13 protein-coding genes are annotated in these 18,416 nt (G+C 64.8%); 11 read left to right on the forward strand and 2 right to left on the reverse strand.

Annotated features, from left to right (window positions below; all coding sequences use genetic code 11):
• Positions 1–9 precede the first annotated feature (9 nt).
• The 5 genes from H9638_RS09105 to rplL all read left to right on the forward strand — a co-directional run bounded on the left by H9638_RS09105 (position 10) and on the right by rplL (position 4,600).
• Positions 10–933 carry an NAD(P)-dependent oxidoreductase gene (locus H9638_RS09105; protein ID WP_191746898.1) on the forward strand — a complete coding sequence of 308 codons (924 nt, stop codon included), beginning with the start codon at positions 10–12 and terminating at the stop codon, positions 931–933.
• Positions 934–990: 57 nt separating this feature from the next.
• On the forward strand, positions 991–2,409 hold the full coding sequence (locus H9638_RS09110; RefSeq protein ID WP_191746899.1) for a GntP family transporter: 1,419 nt from the start codon (positions 991–993) through the stop codon (positions 2,407–2,409).
• Between the two features lies 1 nt (position 2,410).
• Positions 2,411–3,280: a class II fructose-bisphosphate aldolase gene (locus tag H9638_RS09115; protein WP_191746900.1), complete on the forward strand. Its 870-nt coding sequence runs from the start codon at positions 2,411–2,413 to the stop codon at positions 3,278–3,280.
• 311 nt (positions 3,281–3,591) lie between these two features.
• On the forward strand, positions 3,592–4,161 hold the full coding sequence (rplJ, locus tag H9638_RS09120; protein ID WP_191746901.1) for a 50S ribosomal protein L10: 570 nt from the start codon (positions 3,592–3,594) through the stop codon (positions 4,159–4,161).
• A gap of 61 nt (positions 4,162–4,222) precedes the next feature.
• On the forward strand, positions 4,223–4,600 hold the full coding sequence (gene rplL, locus H9638_RS09125) for a 50S ribosomal protein L7/L12 (RefSeq protein ID WP_066296012.1): 378 nt from the start codon (positions 4,223–4,225) through the stop codon (positions 4,598–4,600).
• Positions 4,601–4,687: 87 nt separating this feature from the next.
• Here the strand turns inward: rplL and H9638_RS09130 are convergent, their stop codons facing one another.
• Both H9638_RS09130 and H9638_RS09135 read right to left on the reverse strand, forming a co-directional pair.
• Complete coding sequence (locus H9638_RS09130; protein ID WP_191746902.1) at positions 4,688–5,173, reverse strand: aminoacyl-tRNA deacylase; 486 nt, start codon at positions 5,171–5,173, stop codon at positions 4,688–4,690.
• Positions 5,173–6,390, reverse strand: a complete 1,218-nt coding sequence (locus tag H9638_RS09135; protein WP_191746903.1) for an acetyl-CoA C-acetyltransferase — start codon at positions 6,388–6,390, stop codon at positions 5,173–5,175. The genes H9638_RS09130 and H9638_RS09135 overlap by 1 nt, the downstream gene beginning before the upstream one ends.
• A 623-nt stretch (positions 6,391–7,013) precedes the next feature.
• Between H9638_RS09135 and rpoB the strand changes: the two genes are divergently transcribed.
• The 6 genes from rpoB (at position 7,014) to pcaG (ending at position 18,416) form a co-directional block, all read left to right on the forward strand.
• The gene (gene rpoB / locus H9638_RS09140) at positions 7,014–10,514 is read left to right on the forward strand and encodes a DNA-directed RNA polymerase subunit beta (RefSeq protein WP_191746904.1); all 3,501 of its coding nucleotides are present in this window, start codon (positions 7,014–7,016) and stop codon (positions 10,512–10,514) included.
• 181 nt (positions 10,515–10,695) lie between these two features.
• Positions 10,696–14,586, forward strand: coding sequence for a DNA-directed RNA polymerase subunit beta' (locus H9638_RS09145; RefSeq protein ID WP_191746905.1), 3,891 nt, complete (start codon positions 10,696–10,698; stop codon positions 14,584–14,586).
• A 166-nt stretch (positions 14,587–14,752) separates the two neighbouring features.
• Positions 14,753–15,547 carry an IclR family transcriptional regulator gene (locus tag H9638_RS09150; RefSeq protein ID WP_191746906.1) on the forward strand — a complete coding sequence of 265 codons (795 nt, stop codon included), beginning with the start codon at positions 14,753–14,755 and terminating at the stop codon, positions 15,545–15,547.
• 133 nt (positions 15,548–15,680) lie between these two features.
• The gene (locus tag H9638_RS09155; RefSeq protein WP_191746907.1) at positions 15,681–16,877 is read left to right on the forward strand and encodes a 4-hydroxybenzoate 3-monooxygenase; all 1,197 of its coding nucleotides are present in this window, start codon (positions 15,681–15,683) and stop codon (positions 16,875–16,877) included.
• Positions 16,878–17,016: 139 nt separating this feature from the next.
• Positions 17,017–17,850 (forward strand): protocatechuate 3,4-dioxygenase subunit beta, encoded by an 834-nt coding sequence (gene pcaH / locus H9638_RS09160; protein ID WP_191746908.1) that lies wholly within the window; start codon positions 17,017–17,019, stop codon positions 17,848–17,850.
• Positions 17,850–18,416: a protocatechuate 3,4-dioxygenase subunit alpha gene (gene pcaG, locus H9638_RS09165; RefSeq protein ID WP_191746909.1), complete on the forward strand. Its 567-nt coding sequence runs from the start codon at positions 17,850–17,852 to the stop codon at positions 18,414–18,416. The genes pcaH and pcaG overlap by 1 nt, the downstream gene beginning before the upstream one ends.

Consider the following 18,416-nt stretch of genomic DNA (forward strand, 5'->3'; position numbering starts at 1 on the left):
GACCCCCCCATGCAGACCAACACCGAAAACACAGCCAACACCGCCTACACCGTCGCCGTCCTGGGCCTTGGAGCCATGGGACTGCCGATGGCAACCCGCCTGGCCACCGGCCTCACGGTCCACGGCTTCGACATTGCCGCCGCCCGGCTGGAGCTGGCCGAAGCCGCGGGGATAAAGACCTTCGGCTCCGGCGCGGACGCTGCTGCCGGTGCCGATGCCGTCCTGCTTGCCGTGCGCAACGGAGCGCAGCTCAATGACGTCCTCTTCGGCGACGCCGGCATCGCCCCGGCCCTGAAGCCCGGCGCCGTGGTTGTTATGACCAGCACCGTGGGCGTCGCCGCCGTCACCGACGTCGCCGCCCGCCTCGCGGAGCAGCAGGTTGAGCTCGTTGACGCACCGCTGTCCGGCGGCCCGGTGCGGGCCGGCGAAGGCGACCTGCTGATCGTCGTCGGCGCCACTGAAGCAGCCCAGGCCACGGCCAAGCCGGTCCTGGAACTGCTGGCTTCCACCCTGAGCATCGTTGGCGACAAGCCCGGCGACGGCCAGGCGCTCAAGACCGTCAACCAGCTGCTCTGCGGTGTCCATATTGCGGCGGCAGCCGAGGCCATGGCCCTGGCCGATGCCCTCGGACTGGACCGGGAAAAGACGCTGGACGCGCTGCAGGCCGGTGCCGCTGCGTCGTTTATGCTCGGCAACCGCGGCCCCCGCATGCTCCAGGCCTACGACGAAGAGGGTGCCGAAGTCCTCTCCCGGCTCGACATCTTCGTCAAGGACATGGGCATCGTCACCAAGGCGGCCCGGGAAACCGGCCTGCCGACGCCGGTGGCCGCGGCAGCCGAACAGCTCTACCTGCTCGGCCAGGCAGCGGGCCTTGGTGCGGCGGATGACTCCGCCGTCGTCAAGGTCGTTGCACCGGTCCGCCCCGCCCCGTAACCGGGCACACCTTCCACAGTTCAAAAACATCACCCGCACCTGTCAAAGGAGACACCGATGAGCGCTATGACGCTCTTGATCATTGCGGTGGCCGGCGTTGCAGTCCTGCTGCTCGCCGTCATCAAGTTCAAGATTCCGGCCTTCCTGGCCCTGCTGACTGTCAGCGTCCTGGTGGCGATTGCCGCCGGCATCCCGCTGGATGAAGTCATCACCTCAGTCCAATCCGGCCTCGGCGGAACCCTTGGATCCGTCGCCATCCTGGTGGGGCTGGGCGCCATGCTCGGCAAGATGATCGAGCTTTCCGGCGGCGCCGAGGCGCTGGCCGGCAAGTTCACCAGGATCCTCGGGCCGAAGCGGGTTACCGCAGCCCTGACGGCCGCGGCCTTCCTGCTGGCCATCCCGGTGTTCTTCGACGTCGGCTTCATTATCCTGGTGCCGATCATCTACGGCTTCGCTAAAGCCGCGGGTGTTAACCCGCTCAAGGTGGGCCTGCCCGTGGCAGCGATCATGCTTGCCGTGCACGTGGTTGTCCCGCCGCACCCGGGAATTGTCGGCGGCGCGGGGGTCATCGGCTCGGACATTGGCTGGATCACGATCATTGCCCTGGCCATCTGCGCCGTCCTGGGCGTGCCGGCCTACCTCACTGCCAAGTGGATGAACCGCCGTGACTACCCGATGCTGCCTGCCACGGCAGAGCAGTTCCGCCTCTTCGGCAGCGGCAAGTCCGAAGTGGAGCTGGAATCCGGTGCCGGCGGCACCGCCGTCAAGACGAAGACCGAAGTGCAGGCCCCGCCCAGCCCGGCCATGATCATCGCACTGATCGTCCTGCCGATCGTGATGATCATGCTTGGCACGGTCAGCGCCGTCGTCCTTCCCGAGGGGTCCGCTGCCCTGCCGGCCCTGGGCCTTATCGGCTCACCCGTCATCGCACTCCTGGTGACCGTGTTCCTGGCCTTTATCTTCCTCGGCATCCGCCGCGGCTGGAGCGCCTCCACAACGGGCGAGGTCATGGACGCCGCCCTGGCACCGGCGGCAATCGTCATCCTGGTGACCGGTGCCGGCGGTGCGTTCGGCAAAGTCCTCACCGAGTCGGGCATCGGTACCGCACTGGCGGAGACGCTGTCTTCCGCCGGCCTGCCGATCCTGCTGATGGGTTACCTCCTGGCCGCAGTGCTGCGCGCTGCCCAGGGCTCGGCGACGGTCGCCATCGTCACCACCGCCGGCCTGCTGGCCGCATCGGTCGGCGCGGGGGAGTACTCCGCCCTGCAGATGGCCCTGGTCACCATTGCCATCGGATTCGGCGCGTTCGGTTTCTCCCACGTCAACGACTCAGGTTTCTGGATCGTGACCCGTTACCTCGGCCTGTCCGTGGCGGACGGGCTCAAGACCTGGACGGTGCTGACCACCGTCCTGGGCCTCTGCGGCTTCGCGCTGACCAGCCTCCTGTGGCTGGTCCTGTCCCCGCTGGCAGGCTGACGTGCGGGCCCGGCTGAACGACGTCGTCGCTGGTGAACTGGCGGACGGCGGTGCCGTGCCGGCACTGACCTGCTACGACTTCACCACGGCACTTGCTGTGGTTGGCGCAGCAGAGGAGGCCGGACAGCCGGTCATCCTGCTGGTGGCGCCCAAGACCGCCGCGGGACCTGGCGGGATGCGGCTCATTTCGGCCCTGCGGGGCCTGGCCGACGCAGCGTCCGTGCCGGTCCTGGTCCAGCTGGACCACGCCGCCGACCCGCAGCTCATCCTCGCCGCGGCCACAGCGGGTGCGGACAGTGTCCTCGCCGACGGATCGTCGCTGGAACCCGCAGCGAACGCGGCGTTCGTGGCCGGCGTCGTGCGCTCACTGGCGGGACTGGACATCGTAGTGGAGGCTGAGCTTGGAGCCCTGCCCGGTGACGAGGACGACGCCTCGGCAGCCGCGGAAGCAGACCCTGCCGCCGGAATGACGGACCCGGCACTGGTGGCCGGGTTCCTCGCGGCCTCCGGCGCCGGGCTGCTGGCAGTCGCCGTCGGCAACGTCCACGGCAACTACAAGGGTGAGCCCCACCTGGACTGGAACCGGCTCGGCGCGGTGAAGGCCGCGGCAGGAACCGTTCCGCTGGTCCTGCACGGCGCATCGGGGCTCGACGAGGCAGACCTGGCCCGCGCCGCTGCTGCCGGGATCGGAAAGGTCAATATCAACACGGAACTGCGGACCTCCACGCTTGCCGCGGTGGCCGAAGCCCTTCCGGGCATGCAGGCAGCGGGCCAGAACATGCTGGGACTGCTGGGTGTCTGGAGGGGCTCCGCAGCGGCGACCGCCGCCTGGGCGCTGGAACTGCTGCGCCCGGGGACCCGGAACCTGTAGGGGCGTGAACCGCCGGCGCGGCCATGGCTGCGCCGGCGATTTGGCCTCCCGGGGATTCTCCCCTAAGCTTGAACTACCAAAGACCGTCGGTCGATGTGCATTCAATCCCACCGTTTGGCTGAACCATCAGTCTTCCACGTGTGGAACCCGGTTGGAGAAACATCCGAAAGTCCCTTTATAGGGCGGCCTGCGCAGGTGAACGAACTGAACTCCGGACCCAGGTCTGTTGAGTAAAGCCCCGTGCATCTGCCCGGGGCGTTTTTTATGTTCGGGACCCGATCCACCGGCACTATTTCCCCGGAAGGAGGGTTATGGCAACGCCAACAAAGGTGTCAGCAGTCGAAGAGATCGCCAACGATTTCAAGGATTCGACCGCTGCTGTCCTAACCGAATACCGCGGGCTCACCGTTGCACAGCTCAAGGAGCTGCGCCGTTCGCTCGGCCAGGACACCAAGTACTCGGTCGTGAAGAACACCCTGACGGGCATTGCAGCCAAGGAAGCCGGCATCGATGCATTCGATGGCCAGCTCTCCGGTCCCACTGCAATCGCCTTCATCAAGGGTGACGCAGTTGCGGCTGCAAAGAGCCTGACGGATTTTGCCAAGACCAACCCGCAGCTGATCATCAAGACCGGTGTCTTCGAGGGTAACAACCTCGACGCAGCCGGTGTTGCTGCCCTTGCTGCGCTTGAATCCCGTGAGTTCCAGCTTGCACGTGTCGCCGGTGTCCTCAAGGCTCCGATGTCCATGCTGGCCCGCACGGCAGATGCACTGCGTGTGAAGCTCGAAGAGGAGAGCGGCGCTCCCGCTGCTCCTGCTGCAGAAGAGGCCCCGGCCGCTGCAGAAGAAGCTCCCGCCGCAGAAGCAGCCACCGAAGAGTAGAACCTCTTCTCATCCAATCTCCGGTGCCTGCGAGCACCAACTATAGGAAGGACGCCACATCATGGCGAAGCTCACCAACGAAGAGCTCATTGAGGCTTTCAAGGAACTGTCCATCATCGAGCTCTCCGACTTCGTGAAGCTCTTCGAAGAGACGTTCGACGTCACCGCTGCTGCTGTTGCAGTTGCCGGTCCGGCTGGCGGCGGCGCTGCTGAAGCTGCTGAAGAGCAGAGCGAATTCGATGTTGTCCTCGAATCTGCTGGCGAAAAGAAGATCGCAGTGATCAAGGAAGTCCGCGCGCTGACTTCCCTGGGCCTGAAGGAAGCCAAGGACCTGGTTGACAGTGCTCCGAAGGCCATCCTCGAAGGTGCCAACAAGGAGACCGCCGAAAAGGCAAAGGAAGCCCTCGAGGCTGCCGGCGCAACGGTTACCCTCAAGTAGCATTGCCTTGCGGCCCAGCCGCATTGCTTCGAAAGCCCCCGCTCCCTTTCCAGGGAGTGGGGGCTTTTGCCGTACCGGGACGAAGAACTAGGGGAGGGGCTCAGTGATGTCGATGACGCGCGCGTCCAGCGCGTCGAGCAGGGCATCGCCGTCCACGAAAAGGCTGGCGCCGTGTTCGCCGGCGCCCATTGAAACCCGTTTGCCGCGGATGGCCGGCGCGGCAAAAACCGGCCAGCTGACGGTGCTGCCCAGCGGAGTGATCGTGCCGCGGGCATAACCCGTGGCTTCAAAGGCCTCCCCGGCCGGCGGCAGGGTCAGCTTGTTGGCACCGGCGGCTGCCCGCAGCTTCGGCCAGGAAATCTGCTCGTCACCGGGGACCAGCACAAACAGGTACTCCCCGGCTTTCCGCCGGACGACCAGGGACTTTACGATCTCCCCGGGGCTGATTCCCAGCGCAGCAGCCGCTTCGGCCAGGGAGGACGCATCCGGACGGTCAACGATCTGCACGTCCAACCCCAGTTCCCCGGCGGCAGCCTGCACCCGTTCACGCCCCCGGACGTGGTCCGCGTCCACTAGCCGCGGTACAGCAGCAGGGCCTCGCCCTGGCCGCCGCCTCCACAGAGCCCGACGGCGGCACGCCCCGAGCCACGCCGGTTCAGTTCGTGCGCGGCGTGGAGGGCCAGCCGTGCCCCGGACGCGCCGATCGGGTGGCCGAGGGCGATCGCACCGCCGTGAATGTTGCAGTCGGCCAGGTCCATGCCGAGCTCCTGCAGCGACTGCACGGCAACGGAGCCGAAGGCCTCATTGATCTCCACGAAATCAAGGTCACCGGCCGTCCAGCCGGCCCGCTTCAGGGCCTGCGCAATGGCGTTGGCGGGCTGGGAGTGCAGGCTGTTGTCCGGCCCGGCTACCTGCCCCGGCATTCCCACGACGGCCAGGATCTCCAGGCCCTGTTCCTCGGCAAACGCGCGCGAGGTCAGCACAACAGCTGCAGCCCCATCGGAGAGGGGGGAGGAGTTGCCGGCCGTGATCGTGCCGTCCGCCGCGAACGCCGGACGCAGGGCGGCAAGCGTTTCCACTGTGGTGGCCGGACGGATGCCCTCATCCGCCGTGAGCACCAGCGGTTCCCCCTTGCGCTGCGGCACGCTCACCGGGGCAATCTCCACGTCGAAGATCCCCGCCGCTGCTGCCGCTGCGGCCCGCTGGTGGGAAGCAGCCGCCACCTCGTCCTGTGCGGTGCGGCCGATGCCCAGCACGGAGTTGCCCCGTTCGGTGGAGACACCCATCGACTCGTTGTCGAACGCGTCGGTGAGCCCGTCGTGGGCCACGGAATCCAGCACCGACATGCTGCCGTAGTTCCAGCCCTGCCGGGAGCCGGGCAGGACATGCGGGCCGCGTGTCATCGATTCCTGGCCGCCGGCAACGGCGACCGTAGCCTCCCCGCTCCGGATCAGACGCGCCGCATCGGTAATCGCGGCGAGGCCGGAGAGGCAGACCTTGTTGATGGTCACCGTCGGTACGTCCCAGCCCAAGCCGGCCTTGATGGCAGCCTGCCGTGCGGGGTTCTGTCCGCAGCCGGCCTGGACCACGTGTCCCATGATCAGGGTGTCAACCTGGGACGGGTCGACGCCGGACCGCTCCAGTGCGCCGGCGATGGCGAAAGCGCCCAGTTCGACGGCGGTGAACGGGGCGAGCTGGCCGTTCAGCCGGCCCTGCGGGGTGCGGGCACCGCCCACGATCACCACGTCGGCTGCGCTTGATCCGGGTTCTGCAGTTGCGGGGGTGCTCATGCGGCCAGTCCACTCTCGTCGAAGGGAATCAGTTCCTGAAGGAAACAGCTGCCCCTAGGCTACCTTTTGAACGTGGTGCGGGACACACTGGCCGGAGTCCGCCCGGGACAGCCGCGCACACCGCCGGCCAGTCCGCCGGCCAGTCCGGCGACGGGGCGGCACAGGCACGGCACAGGCACGGCACAGGGAAATCGCGCAGACCAGGCGGACTTGGGGTACGCTTATTCCTAGCCAGCCACAAATCGGTACGCTGGCACCGCGCCCGTAGCTCCCCGGAAGGAAGCCGCAGCAAGGAACCTCCTGGTTCGCAGCTGCAGGATCCAGGGTAGAGCTGGCAGGGGTTTCGAATACCGGGTAGACTTCTGTGTCCCCAATGCCATATAGTAGATATTTGCTTCCCTCTCTTAACCTTCAGCCTTCATATAGCGGTGGGCTGTGTCACGGGCCAGGCGGCGTCCGGATCGTTCAAATGCACTGTCAGATGCACTGCAAGATGCAGTGTCGGCTGCACGGTATTGAACTGTTTCGACGCGCGTTGCGCCCGGCAGGACGCACGCGGACCAGGTCCGTCAGTGCAGAGGGGGAGCGTGAAACACGCCTGAAGGTCTGTGGAAGGATCCCTCTTGGTCGCCTCGAGCACCTCTAATAATGCAACCGCTACCAATCCGGAGAACGCAGCGTCCCGGATTTCATTCGCAAAGATTCACGAACCGCTGGATGTTCCCAATCTTCTTGCCCTGCAGACGGACAGCTTTGACTGGCTCGTCGGCAACGAGCGCTGGAAGGAACGCGTAAGGAAGGCGCAGGAAGCGGGCGAGGCAGGTTTCGCCACCACCTCCGGCCTCTCGGACATCTTCGAAGAGATCTCTCCGATCGAGGACTTCCAGGGCACCATGTCCCTGAGCTTCTCCGAACCGGAGTTCGCGGACCCGAAGTACACCATGGCCGAGTGCAAGGACCGGGACGCAACGTACTCGGCTCCGCTGTACGTTAAGGCCGAGTTCATGAACAACAACACGGGCGAAATCAAGCAGCAGACCGTGTTCATGGGCGACTTCCCGCTGATGACCGACAAGGGTACCTTCGTCATCAACGGCACCGAGCGCGTCGTCGTCTCCCAGCTGGTCCGTTCCCCGGGCGCCTACTTCGAGCGCACCGCAGACAAGACCAGCGACAAAGACATTTACACCGCGAAGATCATTCCTTCCCGCGGTGCCTGGTTCGAACTCGAAATCGACAAGCGCGACCAGGTGGGCGTCCGCCTGGACCGCAAGCGCAAGCAGTCCGTCACCATCCTGCTGAAGGCACTGGGCTGGACCGAGGGCCAGATCCTGGAAACCTTCGGTGAATACGACTCGATCCGCGCCACCCTGGAGAAGGACCCCACGGAGACCCAGGAAGATGCCCTGCTGGACATTTACCGCAAGCTCCGTCCGGGAGAGCCGCCCACGGTCGAGGCAGCAAAGACCCTGCTGGAGAACCTGTACTTCAACCCGAAGCGCTACGATCTGGCCAAGGTTGGCCGCTACAAGATCAACCGGAAGCTCGGCGTCGAGAAGGCCATCACCGACTCCGATGCCTCGGTCCTGAACATCGACGACATCGTCGCCATGATCAAGTTCCTCGTCGCGCTGCACGCCGGCGAGAAGACTGTTCCGGGCAAGCGCAACGGCGAAGACGTGGACATCCGCGTTGAGGTCGACGATATTGACCACTTCGGCAACCGCCGCATCCGCGCCGTGGGCGAGCTGATCGAGAACCAGATCCGCACCGGCCTGTCCCGCATGGAGCGCGTTGTCCGTGAACGGATGACCACCCAGGACGTTGAGGCGATTACGCCGCAGACCCTGATCAACATCCGTCCGGTCGTTGCTGCGATCAAGGAGTTCTTCGGAACCTCCCAGCTCTCGCAGTTCATGGACCAGAACAACCCGCTGGCCGGCCTGACCCACAAGCGCCGCCTGTCCGCGCTGGGCCCGGGCGGTCTGTCCCGTGACCGCGCAGGCATGGAAGTCCGAGACGTCCACCCCTCGCACTACGGCCGTATGTGCCCCATCGAAACCCCTGAAGGCCCGAACATCGGTCTGATCGGTTCGCTGGCATCCTACGCCCGGATCAACGCCTTCGGCTTCATCGAGACCCCGTACCGCAAGGTTGTGGACGGCGTCGTTACCGACCAGGTCGACTACCTGACGGCAGATGACGAAGTCGAGCGCACGATCGCACAGGCAAACGCCCCGCTGCGTGCCGACAACCACTTCGAAGAGGACCTTGTCCTCGTCCGTGCCCGCGGCGGATCCGGCGAGCCCGTGCTCGTCGAGCCCACCGAGGTGGAGTACATGGACGTTTCCCCGCGCCAGATGGTGTCGGTGGCAACCGCCCTTATTCCGTTCCTCGAGCATGACGATGCCAACCGTGCCCTCATGGGTGCGAACATGCAGCGCCAGGCCGTGCCCCTGCTCCGTTCCGAGCGTCCCGTCGTGGGCACCGGCATGGAGAAGTACGCAGCCATCGACGCCGGCGACTCCGTCACCGCAGTCAAGGCCGGCGTCGTCACCGAGGTGTCCGCTGACCTGGTAACCGTCATGAACGACGACGGCACCGAGACCAGCTACCCGATCATGAAGTTTGCGCGCTCGAACCAGGGCAACGCCTACAACCAGCGCGTGATCGTCTCTGAAGGCACCCGGGTTGAGGTCCACGACGTTATCGCCGACGGCCCCTCCACCGACCAGGGCGAACTGGCACTGGGCAAGAACCTGCTCGTGGCATTCATGTCCTGGGAAGGCCACAACTACGAGGATGCCATCATCCTCTCGCAGCGCATGGTCTCCGACGATGTCCTGACCTCGATCCACATCGAGGAGCACGAAGTTGATGCCCGCGACACCAAGCTTGGTGCCGAGGAAATCACGCGTGACATCCCCAACGTGTCCGAGGAAGTGCTCTCCCAGCTCGACGAGCGCGGCATCATCCACATCGGTGCCGAGGTCGAAGCAGGAGACATCCTGGTTGGCCGCGTAACGCCGAAGGGCGAAACCGAGCTCACCCCCGAAGAGCGCCTGCTGCGCGCCATCTTCGGCGAGAAGAGCCGCGAAGTCCGCGACACCTCCCTGAAGGTTCCCCACGGCGAGTCCGGAACCGTCATTGGCGTGCGTATCTTCGACCGTGACAACGACGACGAGCTGCCCCCGGGCGTCAACCAGCTGGTGCGCGTCTACGTTGCCCACAAGCGCAAGATCACGGACGGCGACAAGCTGGCCGGCCGCCACGGCAACAAGGGTGTTATCTCCAAGATCCTGCCGATCGAGGACATGCCGTTCCTCGAAGACGGCACCCCCGTCGACATCGTCCTGAACCCGCTGGGTGTTCCGGGCCGAATGAACGTCGGACAGGTCCTGGAAATCCACCTGGGCTGGGCTGCCAAGCAGGGCTGGAAGATCGAAGGCGAGCCGGACTGGGTCAAGGACCTGCCCGCGCTGCCGCGTGAAACCGGACCCACCACCGTTGCCACCCCGGTGTTCGACGGCGCCAGCGAGGACGAAATCACCAACCTCCTGGACTCCACGAACGTCACCCGCGACGGCGACCGCCTGATCGGTGCTTCCGGTAAGGCCCGTCTGTTCGACGGCCGCTCCGGCCAGCCGTTCCCGGATCCGATCTCCGTTGGCTACATGTACATCCTGAAGCTGCACCACCTTGTCGATGACAAGATCCACGCACGCTCCACGGGTCCGTACTCCATGATCACCCAGCAGCCGCTGGGTGGTAAGGCACAGTTCGGCGGCCAGCGCTTCGGTGAAATGGAAGTCTGGGCCCTGGAGGCCTACGGTGCCGCGTACACCCTGCAGGAACTGCTCACCATCAAGTCCGATGACATCCACGGCCGCGTCAAGGTCTACGAAGCCATCGTGAAGGGTGAGAACATCCCGGAGCCCGGCGTTCCGGAATCGTTCAAGGTGCTCATCAAGGAAATGCAGTCGCTTTGCCTGAACGTGGAAGTCCTTTCCACCGAGGGCAACACGATTGAAATGCGTGACTCGGATGAAGAAGTCTTCCGGGCCGCGGAAGAGCTGGGTATTGATCTGTCCCGCGCAGAGCCGAGCTCAGTCGAAGAAGTTTAGGTTTTTATCCCGGCTGGCGCCGGGAGGCCCGGAACGGCGGCAACGAAATTCCTCGCTCGCAGAGCTCGCAGGAATATTAAAGCCGCCTAACCCGGACCACCCGGCGCCACTGGGTTAGTCACCGAAGCTCTTCCCGTACCCGAGACATTCAGATTTAGAGAACAAGAGAGAACAGGGACCAATGTCCAACGATTCCACGTTCGGCCTCATGCGAATCGGCCTTGCCACTGCGGACGAAATCCGCAACTGGTCATACGGCGAGGTCAAAAAGCCGGAAACCATTAACTACCGAACCCTGAAGCCGGAGAAGGACGGTCTTTTCTGCGAAAAGATCTTCGGGCCTTCCCGCGACTGGGAGTGCTACTGCGGCAAGTACAAGCGCGTGCGCTTCAAGGGCATCATCTGTGAGCGCTGTGGTGTTGAAGTAACCCGTGCCAAGGTCCGCCGCGAGCGGATGGGCCACATCGAGCTCGCCGCTCCGGTTACCCACATCTGGTACTTCAAGGGTGTCCCCTCCCGTCTGGGCTACCTCCTTGACCTGGCACCGAAGGACCTGGAAAAGGTCATCTACTTCGCTGCCTACATGATCACCGCGGTCGACGAAGAGAACCGCCACACCGAACTGCCGAACCTGCAGGCCGAGCATGACCTGGAGCGCAAGCACCTCGTCGACCAGCGCGACTCCGACATCGCGGCGATCGCCAAGGACCTCGAGGACGAGCTTGCCCGCCTCGAAGGCGAAGGTGCCAAGGCTGCGGATAAGAAGAAGGCCCGCGACTCCGCCGACCGCCAGATGGCCAAGGTGCGCCGCGACGCAGACAACAACATCGAACGCCTCGAGCAGGTCTGGGAGCGCTTCAAGAACCTCAAGGTCGGCGACCTCGAGGGCGATGAGGGTCTCTACCGCGAACTGCGGGACCGTTACGGCCTGTACTTCGAAGGCTCCATGGGTGCCGAAGCCATCAAGAAGCGTCTTGAGGACTTCGACATGCAGGCTGAGTCGGAGAACCTGCGCGAGATCATCCAGAACGGCAAGGGCCAGCGCAAGACGCGTGCCCTGAAGCGCCTGAAGGTTGTCAACGCGTTCCTGACCACGACCAACAGCCCGATGGGCATGGTTCTCGACGCCGTACCGGTGATCCCGCCGGAACTGCGCCCGATGGTCCAGCTCGACGGCGGCCGTTTCGCGACGTCCGACCTCAACGACCTGTACCGCCGCGTGATCAACCGCAACAACCGCCTGAAGCGGCTGCTCGATCTCGGTGCCCCCGAGATCATCGTGAACAACGAAAAGCGCATGCTCCAGGAAGCTGTTGACTCCCTGTTCGACAACGGCCGCCGCGGCCGTCCGGTCACCGGACCGGGCAACCGTCCGCTGAAGTCGCTCTCTGACATGCTCAAGGGCAAGCAGGGTCGTTTCCGCCAGAACCTTCTGGGTAAGCGCGTTGACTACTCCGGCCGTTCCGTGATCGTCGTCGGTCCGCAGCTGAAGCTGCACCAGTGTGGCCTGCCCAAGCAGATGGCACTGGAGCTCTTCAAGCCGTTCGTGATGAAGCGCCTGGTTGACCTCAACCACGCCCAGAACATCAAGAGCGCCAAGCGCATGGTCGAGCGTTTCCGTCCGCAGGTCTGGGACGTGCTCGAAGAGATCATCACCGAACACCCGGTGCTGCTCAACCGTGCACCCACCCTGCACCGCCTCGGTATCCAGGCCTTCGAGCCGCAGCTGGTTGAGGGCAAGGCCCTGCAGCTGCACCCGCTGGTCTGTGGCGCCTTCAACGCTGACTTCGACGGCGACCAGATGGCAGTCCACCTGCCGCTGAGCCCCGAAGCACAGGCCGAAGCACGCATCCTGATGCTGTCCTCGAACAACATCCTGAAGCCGTCCGACGGCCGTCCGGTGACCCTGCCCTCGCAGGATATGATCATCGGCCTGCACCACCTGACCACCAAGCGTCAGGGCGCAGCCGGCGAAGGCCGCGTGTTCTCCTCGATGGCGGAAGCCGTCATGGCACACGACCTTGGCGAACTGCACCTGAACGCCCCGGTCCGGATCCGCGTCGAGGGCTTCGTGCCGAGCGAGGAGCAGCCGGCTCCGGAAGGCTGGGAAGAAGGCACTCCTGCCCTCATCCCGACCTCCCTGGGACAGGTTCTGTTCAACCAGACCCTGCCGGCGGACTACCCGTGGGTTGAGGCCGTTGCAGACAAGGGCCAGCTCTCCAAGATCGTCAACGATCTGGCCGAGCGCTACCCGAAGGTCGTCACCGCGGCAACGCTGGATAACCTGAAGGACTCCGGTTTCTACTGGGCCACCCGCTCGGGCGTTACCGTCGCCATCTCGGATATCGCTGCTCCGATCGACAAGCCTGCCATCATGGAGGTTTACGAAGCACGTGCAGCCAAGGTTGAAAGCCAGTACGGCAAGGGCCTGATCGCTGAAGACGAGCGCCGTCAGGAACTGATCGACATCTGGAACCAGGCAACCAACGAAGTTGCCAAGGCTATGCGCGACAACATGCCGATCGAGAACAACATCAACCGCATGGTTTCCTCGGGTGCCCGAGGCAACTGGCTGCAGGTCCGGCAGATCGCCGGTATCCGTGGCCTGGTGGCCAACCCGAAGGGCGAGATCATCCCGCGCCCGATCAAGTCCTCCTACCGTGAGGGCCTGTCGGTGCTGGAATACTTCATCGCCACCCACGGTGCCCGTAAGGGTCTGGCTGACACCGCCCTGCGTACCGCCAACTCGGGTTACCTGACCCGTCGTCTGGTGGATGTTTCGCAGGACGTCATTGTCCGCGAAGAGGACTGCGGCACCGAGCGCGGCCTGAACGTCACGATCGCTGTTCCGGATCACAACGGTGAGCTGCAGCTGCACGAAGAGGTCGAGAACTCGGCGTACGCCCGTACGCTGGCTACCGATGTCTCCGATGCGGAAGGCAACGTCCTGGCCAAGGGCGGCGACGACGTCGGCGATGTGCTGATCGAGAAGCTGTTCAACGCCGGCGTCACCGACATCAAGATCCGCTCCGTGCTGACCTGTGAGTCTGCCGTTGGTACCTGCGCCCTTTGCTACGGCCGTTCGCTGGCCACCGGCAAGACCGTGGACATCGGCGAGGCTGTCGGCATCATCGCCGCACAGTCCATCGGCGAGCCCGGTACCCAGCTGACCATGCGTACCTTCCACACCGGTGGTGTTGCATCGGCGGAAGATATCACCCAGGGTCTGCCCCGTATCCAGGAGCTCTTCGAAGCACGCACCCCCAAGGGCGTTGCTCCGATCTCCGAGACGGCCGGCCGGGTCACCATCGAAGAGACGGACCGCCAGATGCGTCTGGTTGTCACTCCCGATGACGGCTCCGAGGAAATTGCCTACCCGGTCCTGCGCCGTGCCCGCCTGCTGGTTGCCGACGGCGACCACGTTGAGGTTGGCCAGCAGCTGGTTGCAGGTGCAGTGGATCCCAAGCAGATCCTCCGCATCCTCGGCCCGCGCAAGGCACAGGAATTCCTGGTGGACGAAGTCCAGCGCGTATACCGCAGCCAGGGTGTTGGCATCCACGACAAGCACGTGGAAGTCATCGTCCGGCAGATGCTGCGCCGCGTGACCGTGATCGAATCCGGCGATTCCGACCTGCTCCCGGGTGAGCTGGCCGAGCGCCGCCGCTTCGAGAGCGAGAACCGCCGCGTGGTCTCTGAGGGCCGCCGTCCGGCTGCCGGACGTCCGGAGCTCATGGGTATCACCAAGGCATCCCTGGCGACCGAGTCCTGGCTGTCCGCTGCTTCCTTCCAGGAAACCACCCGCGTCCTGACGCAGGCGGCCATGGAAGGCAAGAGCGATCCGCTGCTCGGCCTGAAGGAAAACGTCATCATCGGTAAGCTGATCCCGGCCGGAACGGGCCTGCCCCGTTACACCGAGGTCACCGTCGAACCGACTGAGGAAGCAAAGGCCAATCTCTTCACCGGCCCCAGCGCCTTCAGCGACTTCGACTACGCCGGAGTTGACGGCGGCCTGAGCCCTGAGTTCCACGCCATCCCGCTGGATGACTACGACATGGGCAGCGAGTTCCGCTAAACCGGAGCAAAGCCAAGTGGAAGGACCCCGCCTTTGGGCGGGGTCCTTCCCCGTTTAAGCGGCAGTTCCAGCCCGGCCGGCTTTCCGGAGCCCGTGCCGGTCCGCGGCCAGGCAGCGCCGACGCCCGCGGACACCGCCGCCGGAAGGGTGTGCCAGAGTATTGGGTATGGCCAATTCCCCCTCCGGCGACTCCATGGCCGAGCGCATCCTGCGGCTGATCTCGGCGTTCGACGCCGAGCACACCGCCATGCCGGCCGCGGCCCTGGCCCGGCGGGCCGGGCTCCCGCTGTCCACCACCCACCGGCTGGCCGGTGAACTGGTGGCGCTGCAGGTGCTGCAGCGCGGAGACCGGGGCGAGCTGCGCCTGGGGCTGCGGCTCTGGGAACTGGCTAACCGGAGTTCCGCTGCACTCGATCTGCGGCAGGTAGCGATGCCTTTTATGGAGGACATCCAGGCCGTCATCCGGCAGCACACCCAGCTCTCGGTGCTGCAGGAGGATGAAGTGCTGTTCATCGAGCGGCTCTCCAGCCGCGGCTCGGTCTCCAACTTCGCCAAGGTCGCCGGCAGGCTTCCGCTGCATATTTCATCCTCGGGCATGGTGATGATGGCCCATTCGCCGCGGCACGTGCAGGAAGCGTTCCTGGACCGCCACCGCGGGGACCGCACACCCTTCCCGGCACCGGATTCCCTCCGGCGGCAGTGGGCGGACATCCGGCGGGAAGGCAGCGCCACGCTGCCCGGCGTCGTCGACCCGGAAACCACTGGCATAGCTGTCCCTGTCTTCGGTCCGCTGGGCACCGCGGTGGCAGCACTGGGTGTGGTGGTGCCCCTCGGCCGGGAAAACACGGCGGCCACGGTGCCGGCGCTGATGACCGCCGCCCGGGGCATCTCCCGCGGACTGGGAACCAACACCGCTGGAGCCGGCCCGCGGAACGGTGTTTCGGAACCGGCCGCACCCTAGGCAGCTGTGACATCAGGGACCACCAATTCTCATTGAATGAGAACCGCCTCGCCGGACGTATGTGGGTGTCCTCACACTTGAGTCAGGGGCATCCGTTCCCGGAGTTTTAGCTTGTCCAAAAAGGAGTTCAGCGTTGGCTGCAGAGCGTACCGTCATCAAGACCCAAGTCGGCATCGTCGGAGGCGGCCCCGCAGGCCTGATGCTCTCCCATATGCTCGCGAAGTCCGGGATTGAGAACATCGTCGTGGAAAAGCGGGACCACGAAACCATCCGCACCACGCACCGCGCCGGCATCCTCGAACATGGCAGTGTCCGGATGCTCACCGAGGGCGGAGTCAGTGACCGGGTCCTGACCGAGGGCTACAAGCATGACGGCATCGACCTGCGCTTTGGCGGGGTGAGCCACCGCATCGATTTTGAGGAACTGGTGGGGGAGTCCGTCTGGCTCTACCCGCAGAACGAGGTCTTTGTTGACCTGGCTGCCGCCCGTGAGCGGGACAACGGCGACGTGCGTTACGCCGTCACGGACACTGAGGTGCTGGACCAGACAACGTCCGTTCCCAAGATCCGCTTCACGGACGCTGAGGGAACCGGCTTCGAAATCCACTGCGACATCCTGGTCGGTGCCGACGGCTCCCAGGGCATCTGCAAGCGTTCCATCCCCAAGGAGCTGCGGACAGACAACTTCATCGAGTACCCGTTCGCCTGGTTCGGCATCCTGACCGAAGCCCCGCCGAGCGCCCCGGAACTGATCTACGCCAACTCTGACTACGGCTTCGCCCTGATCAGCCAGCGCAATGACAACGTCCAGCGGATGTACTTCCAGTGCGATCCGAATGAAGATGCCGGGGCCTGGAGCGATGAGCAGATCTGGGCAGAGCTGCAGCGCCGGGTGGACGGGCCGGACGGATTCCAGCTCAAGCGCGGCCCGATCTTCGAAAAGACGGTCCTGAAGTTCCGCAGCTACGTCTGTGAACCGATGCGCTACGGCAACATGTTCCTCGCCGGCGACGCCGGCCACACGGTTCCGCCGACCGGTGCCAAGGGCCTGAACCTGGCCCTGGCGGATGTCAAGGTGCTCTTCGAAGCCATCGACTCCTTCTACGCAACGAAGTCCGCGGAGCTGCTGGACGGCTACAGCGACAAGGCGCTCCAGCGCGTCTGGCGGGCACAGAATTTCTCCTACTGGATGACCTCCATGCTGCACACCCGTACGGACGCTACCCCGTTCGAGCGCAAGCGGGCGCTGGGAGAACTGAACGGTGTGGTTTCCTCCCGCCACGGCCAGGCATACCTGGCCGAGGCCTACACCGGCTGGCCGGAAAAGTAAGACCGCCAGGCACCACCCGCGTTCGTATTGTGAACGCATGTCCACAAAGTGAACAAGCGTGTAATGTGGTACAAACCACTGGGATGCTTGGACGATGACGAGGACGCGTCGTGTGCGCATCCTTTTGAAAGGAAAAAACATGGAGACGGAAAACGGCCTGTTCCCCGGGGACCAGCCAGACCAGCCAGTGCAGGGCCCGGACTCGGCGCAGAACTCGCAGGATGAGATCACCGCGGAAATCCAGGACGTGCACGCTGCGTACCGGAAGGGCCTGGAAAACGGCGACGCCGAAGAGACCCAGCCCCGCCTGGACTTCCGCCCGTACCGCAGTTCCATCCTGCGCCACCCCACCAAGGACCCGCACCACACGGACCCCGAGACCATCGAACTGTGGTCCCCGGCCTTCGGCCACCAGGATGTCCACGCCCTGGAGTCGGACCTGACCATCCAGCACAACGGGGAACCCCTCGGTGAGCGGATCGTCGTCGCCGGCCGCATCCTCGACGGCAACGGCCGCCCGGTGCGCAACCAGCTGGTGGAGATCTGGCAGGCGAACTCCGCCGGCCGCTACATCCACAAGCGCGACCAGCACCCGGCACCGATCGATCCCAACTTCACCGGCGTGGGCCGCTGCATCACGGACGATGACGGCAACTACCGCTTCACCACCATCAAGCCCGGACCGTACCCGTGGAAGAACCACTACAACGCCTGGCGCCCGGCGCACATCCATTTCTCGCTCTTCGGCACCGACTTCACCCAGCGCATGATCACCCAGATGTACTTCCCGGGCGATCCGCTGTTCTCCCTGGACCCGATCTACCAGTCGATCACCGACCAGAAAGCCAGGGACCGGCTTGTGGCCACGTACGACCACAACCTCACCCAGCATGAGTGGAGCACCGGCTACAACTGGGACATCGTACTGACCGGCAGCAACCGCACCTGGATGGAAGACGAGGACGCAGAGTAATGAGCGAGCAGAAACTCACCGCAACCCCCGGACAGACGGTTGGACCGTTCTACGGCTACGCGCTGCCTTATCCGAAGGACAACGAACTGGTCCACCCCGGTGCCAAGGGCGCCATCCGGGTCCAGGGCACAGTCCGTGACGGCGCCGGCGAAGTCATTCCGGACGCCCTGCTGGAAATCTGGCAGGCAGACGAAGACGGCAACATCCCGCAGAAGACCGGTTCGCTGGTGCGCGATGGCTACACCTTCACCGGATGGGGCCGGGGCGCCGTCGACAACGTGGGTAACTACACGTTCACTACGGTGAACCCGGGGCCGACCGAGGAAGGCTCCGCGCCGTTCATTTCGGTGGTCATCTTTGCCCGCGGTCTCCTGAACAAGCTGCACACCCGCATGTACCTGCCGGACGACGAAGCGGCCCTGGCCAAGGATCCGCTGCTCTCCTCCCTTCCCCAGGACCGCCGCCGCACCCTGATTGCAACGCGCGAGGCCGATGGCGGCCTGCGCTGGGACATCAAGCTGCAGGGCGAAGACGAGACCGTCTTCCTGGCCTACCCGGGAGCGTAA

It is taken from the genome of Arthrobacter pullicola (assembly GCF_014836875.1).
GTDB classification, from domain to species: Bacteria; Actinomycetota; Actinomycetes; order Actinomycetales; family Micrococcaceae; genus Arthrobacter_B; species Arthrobacter_B pullicola.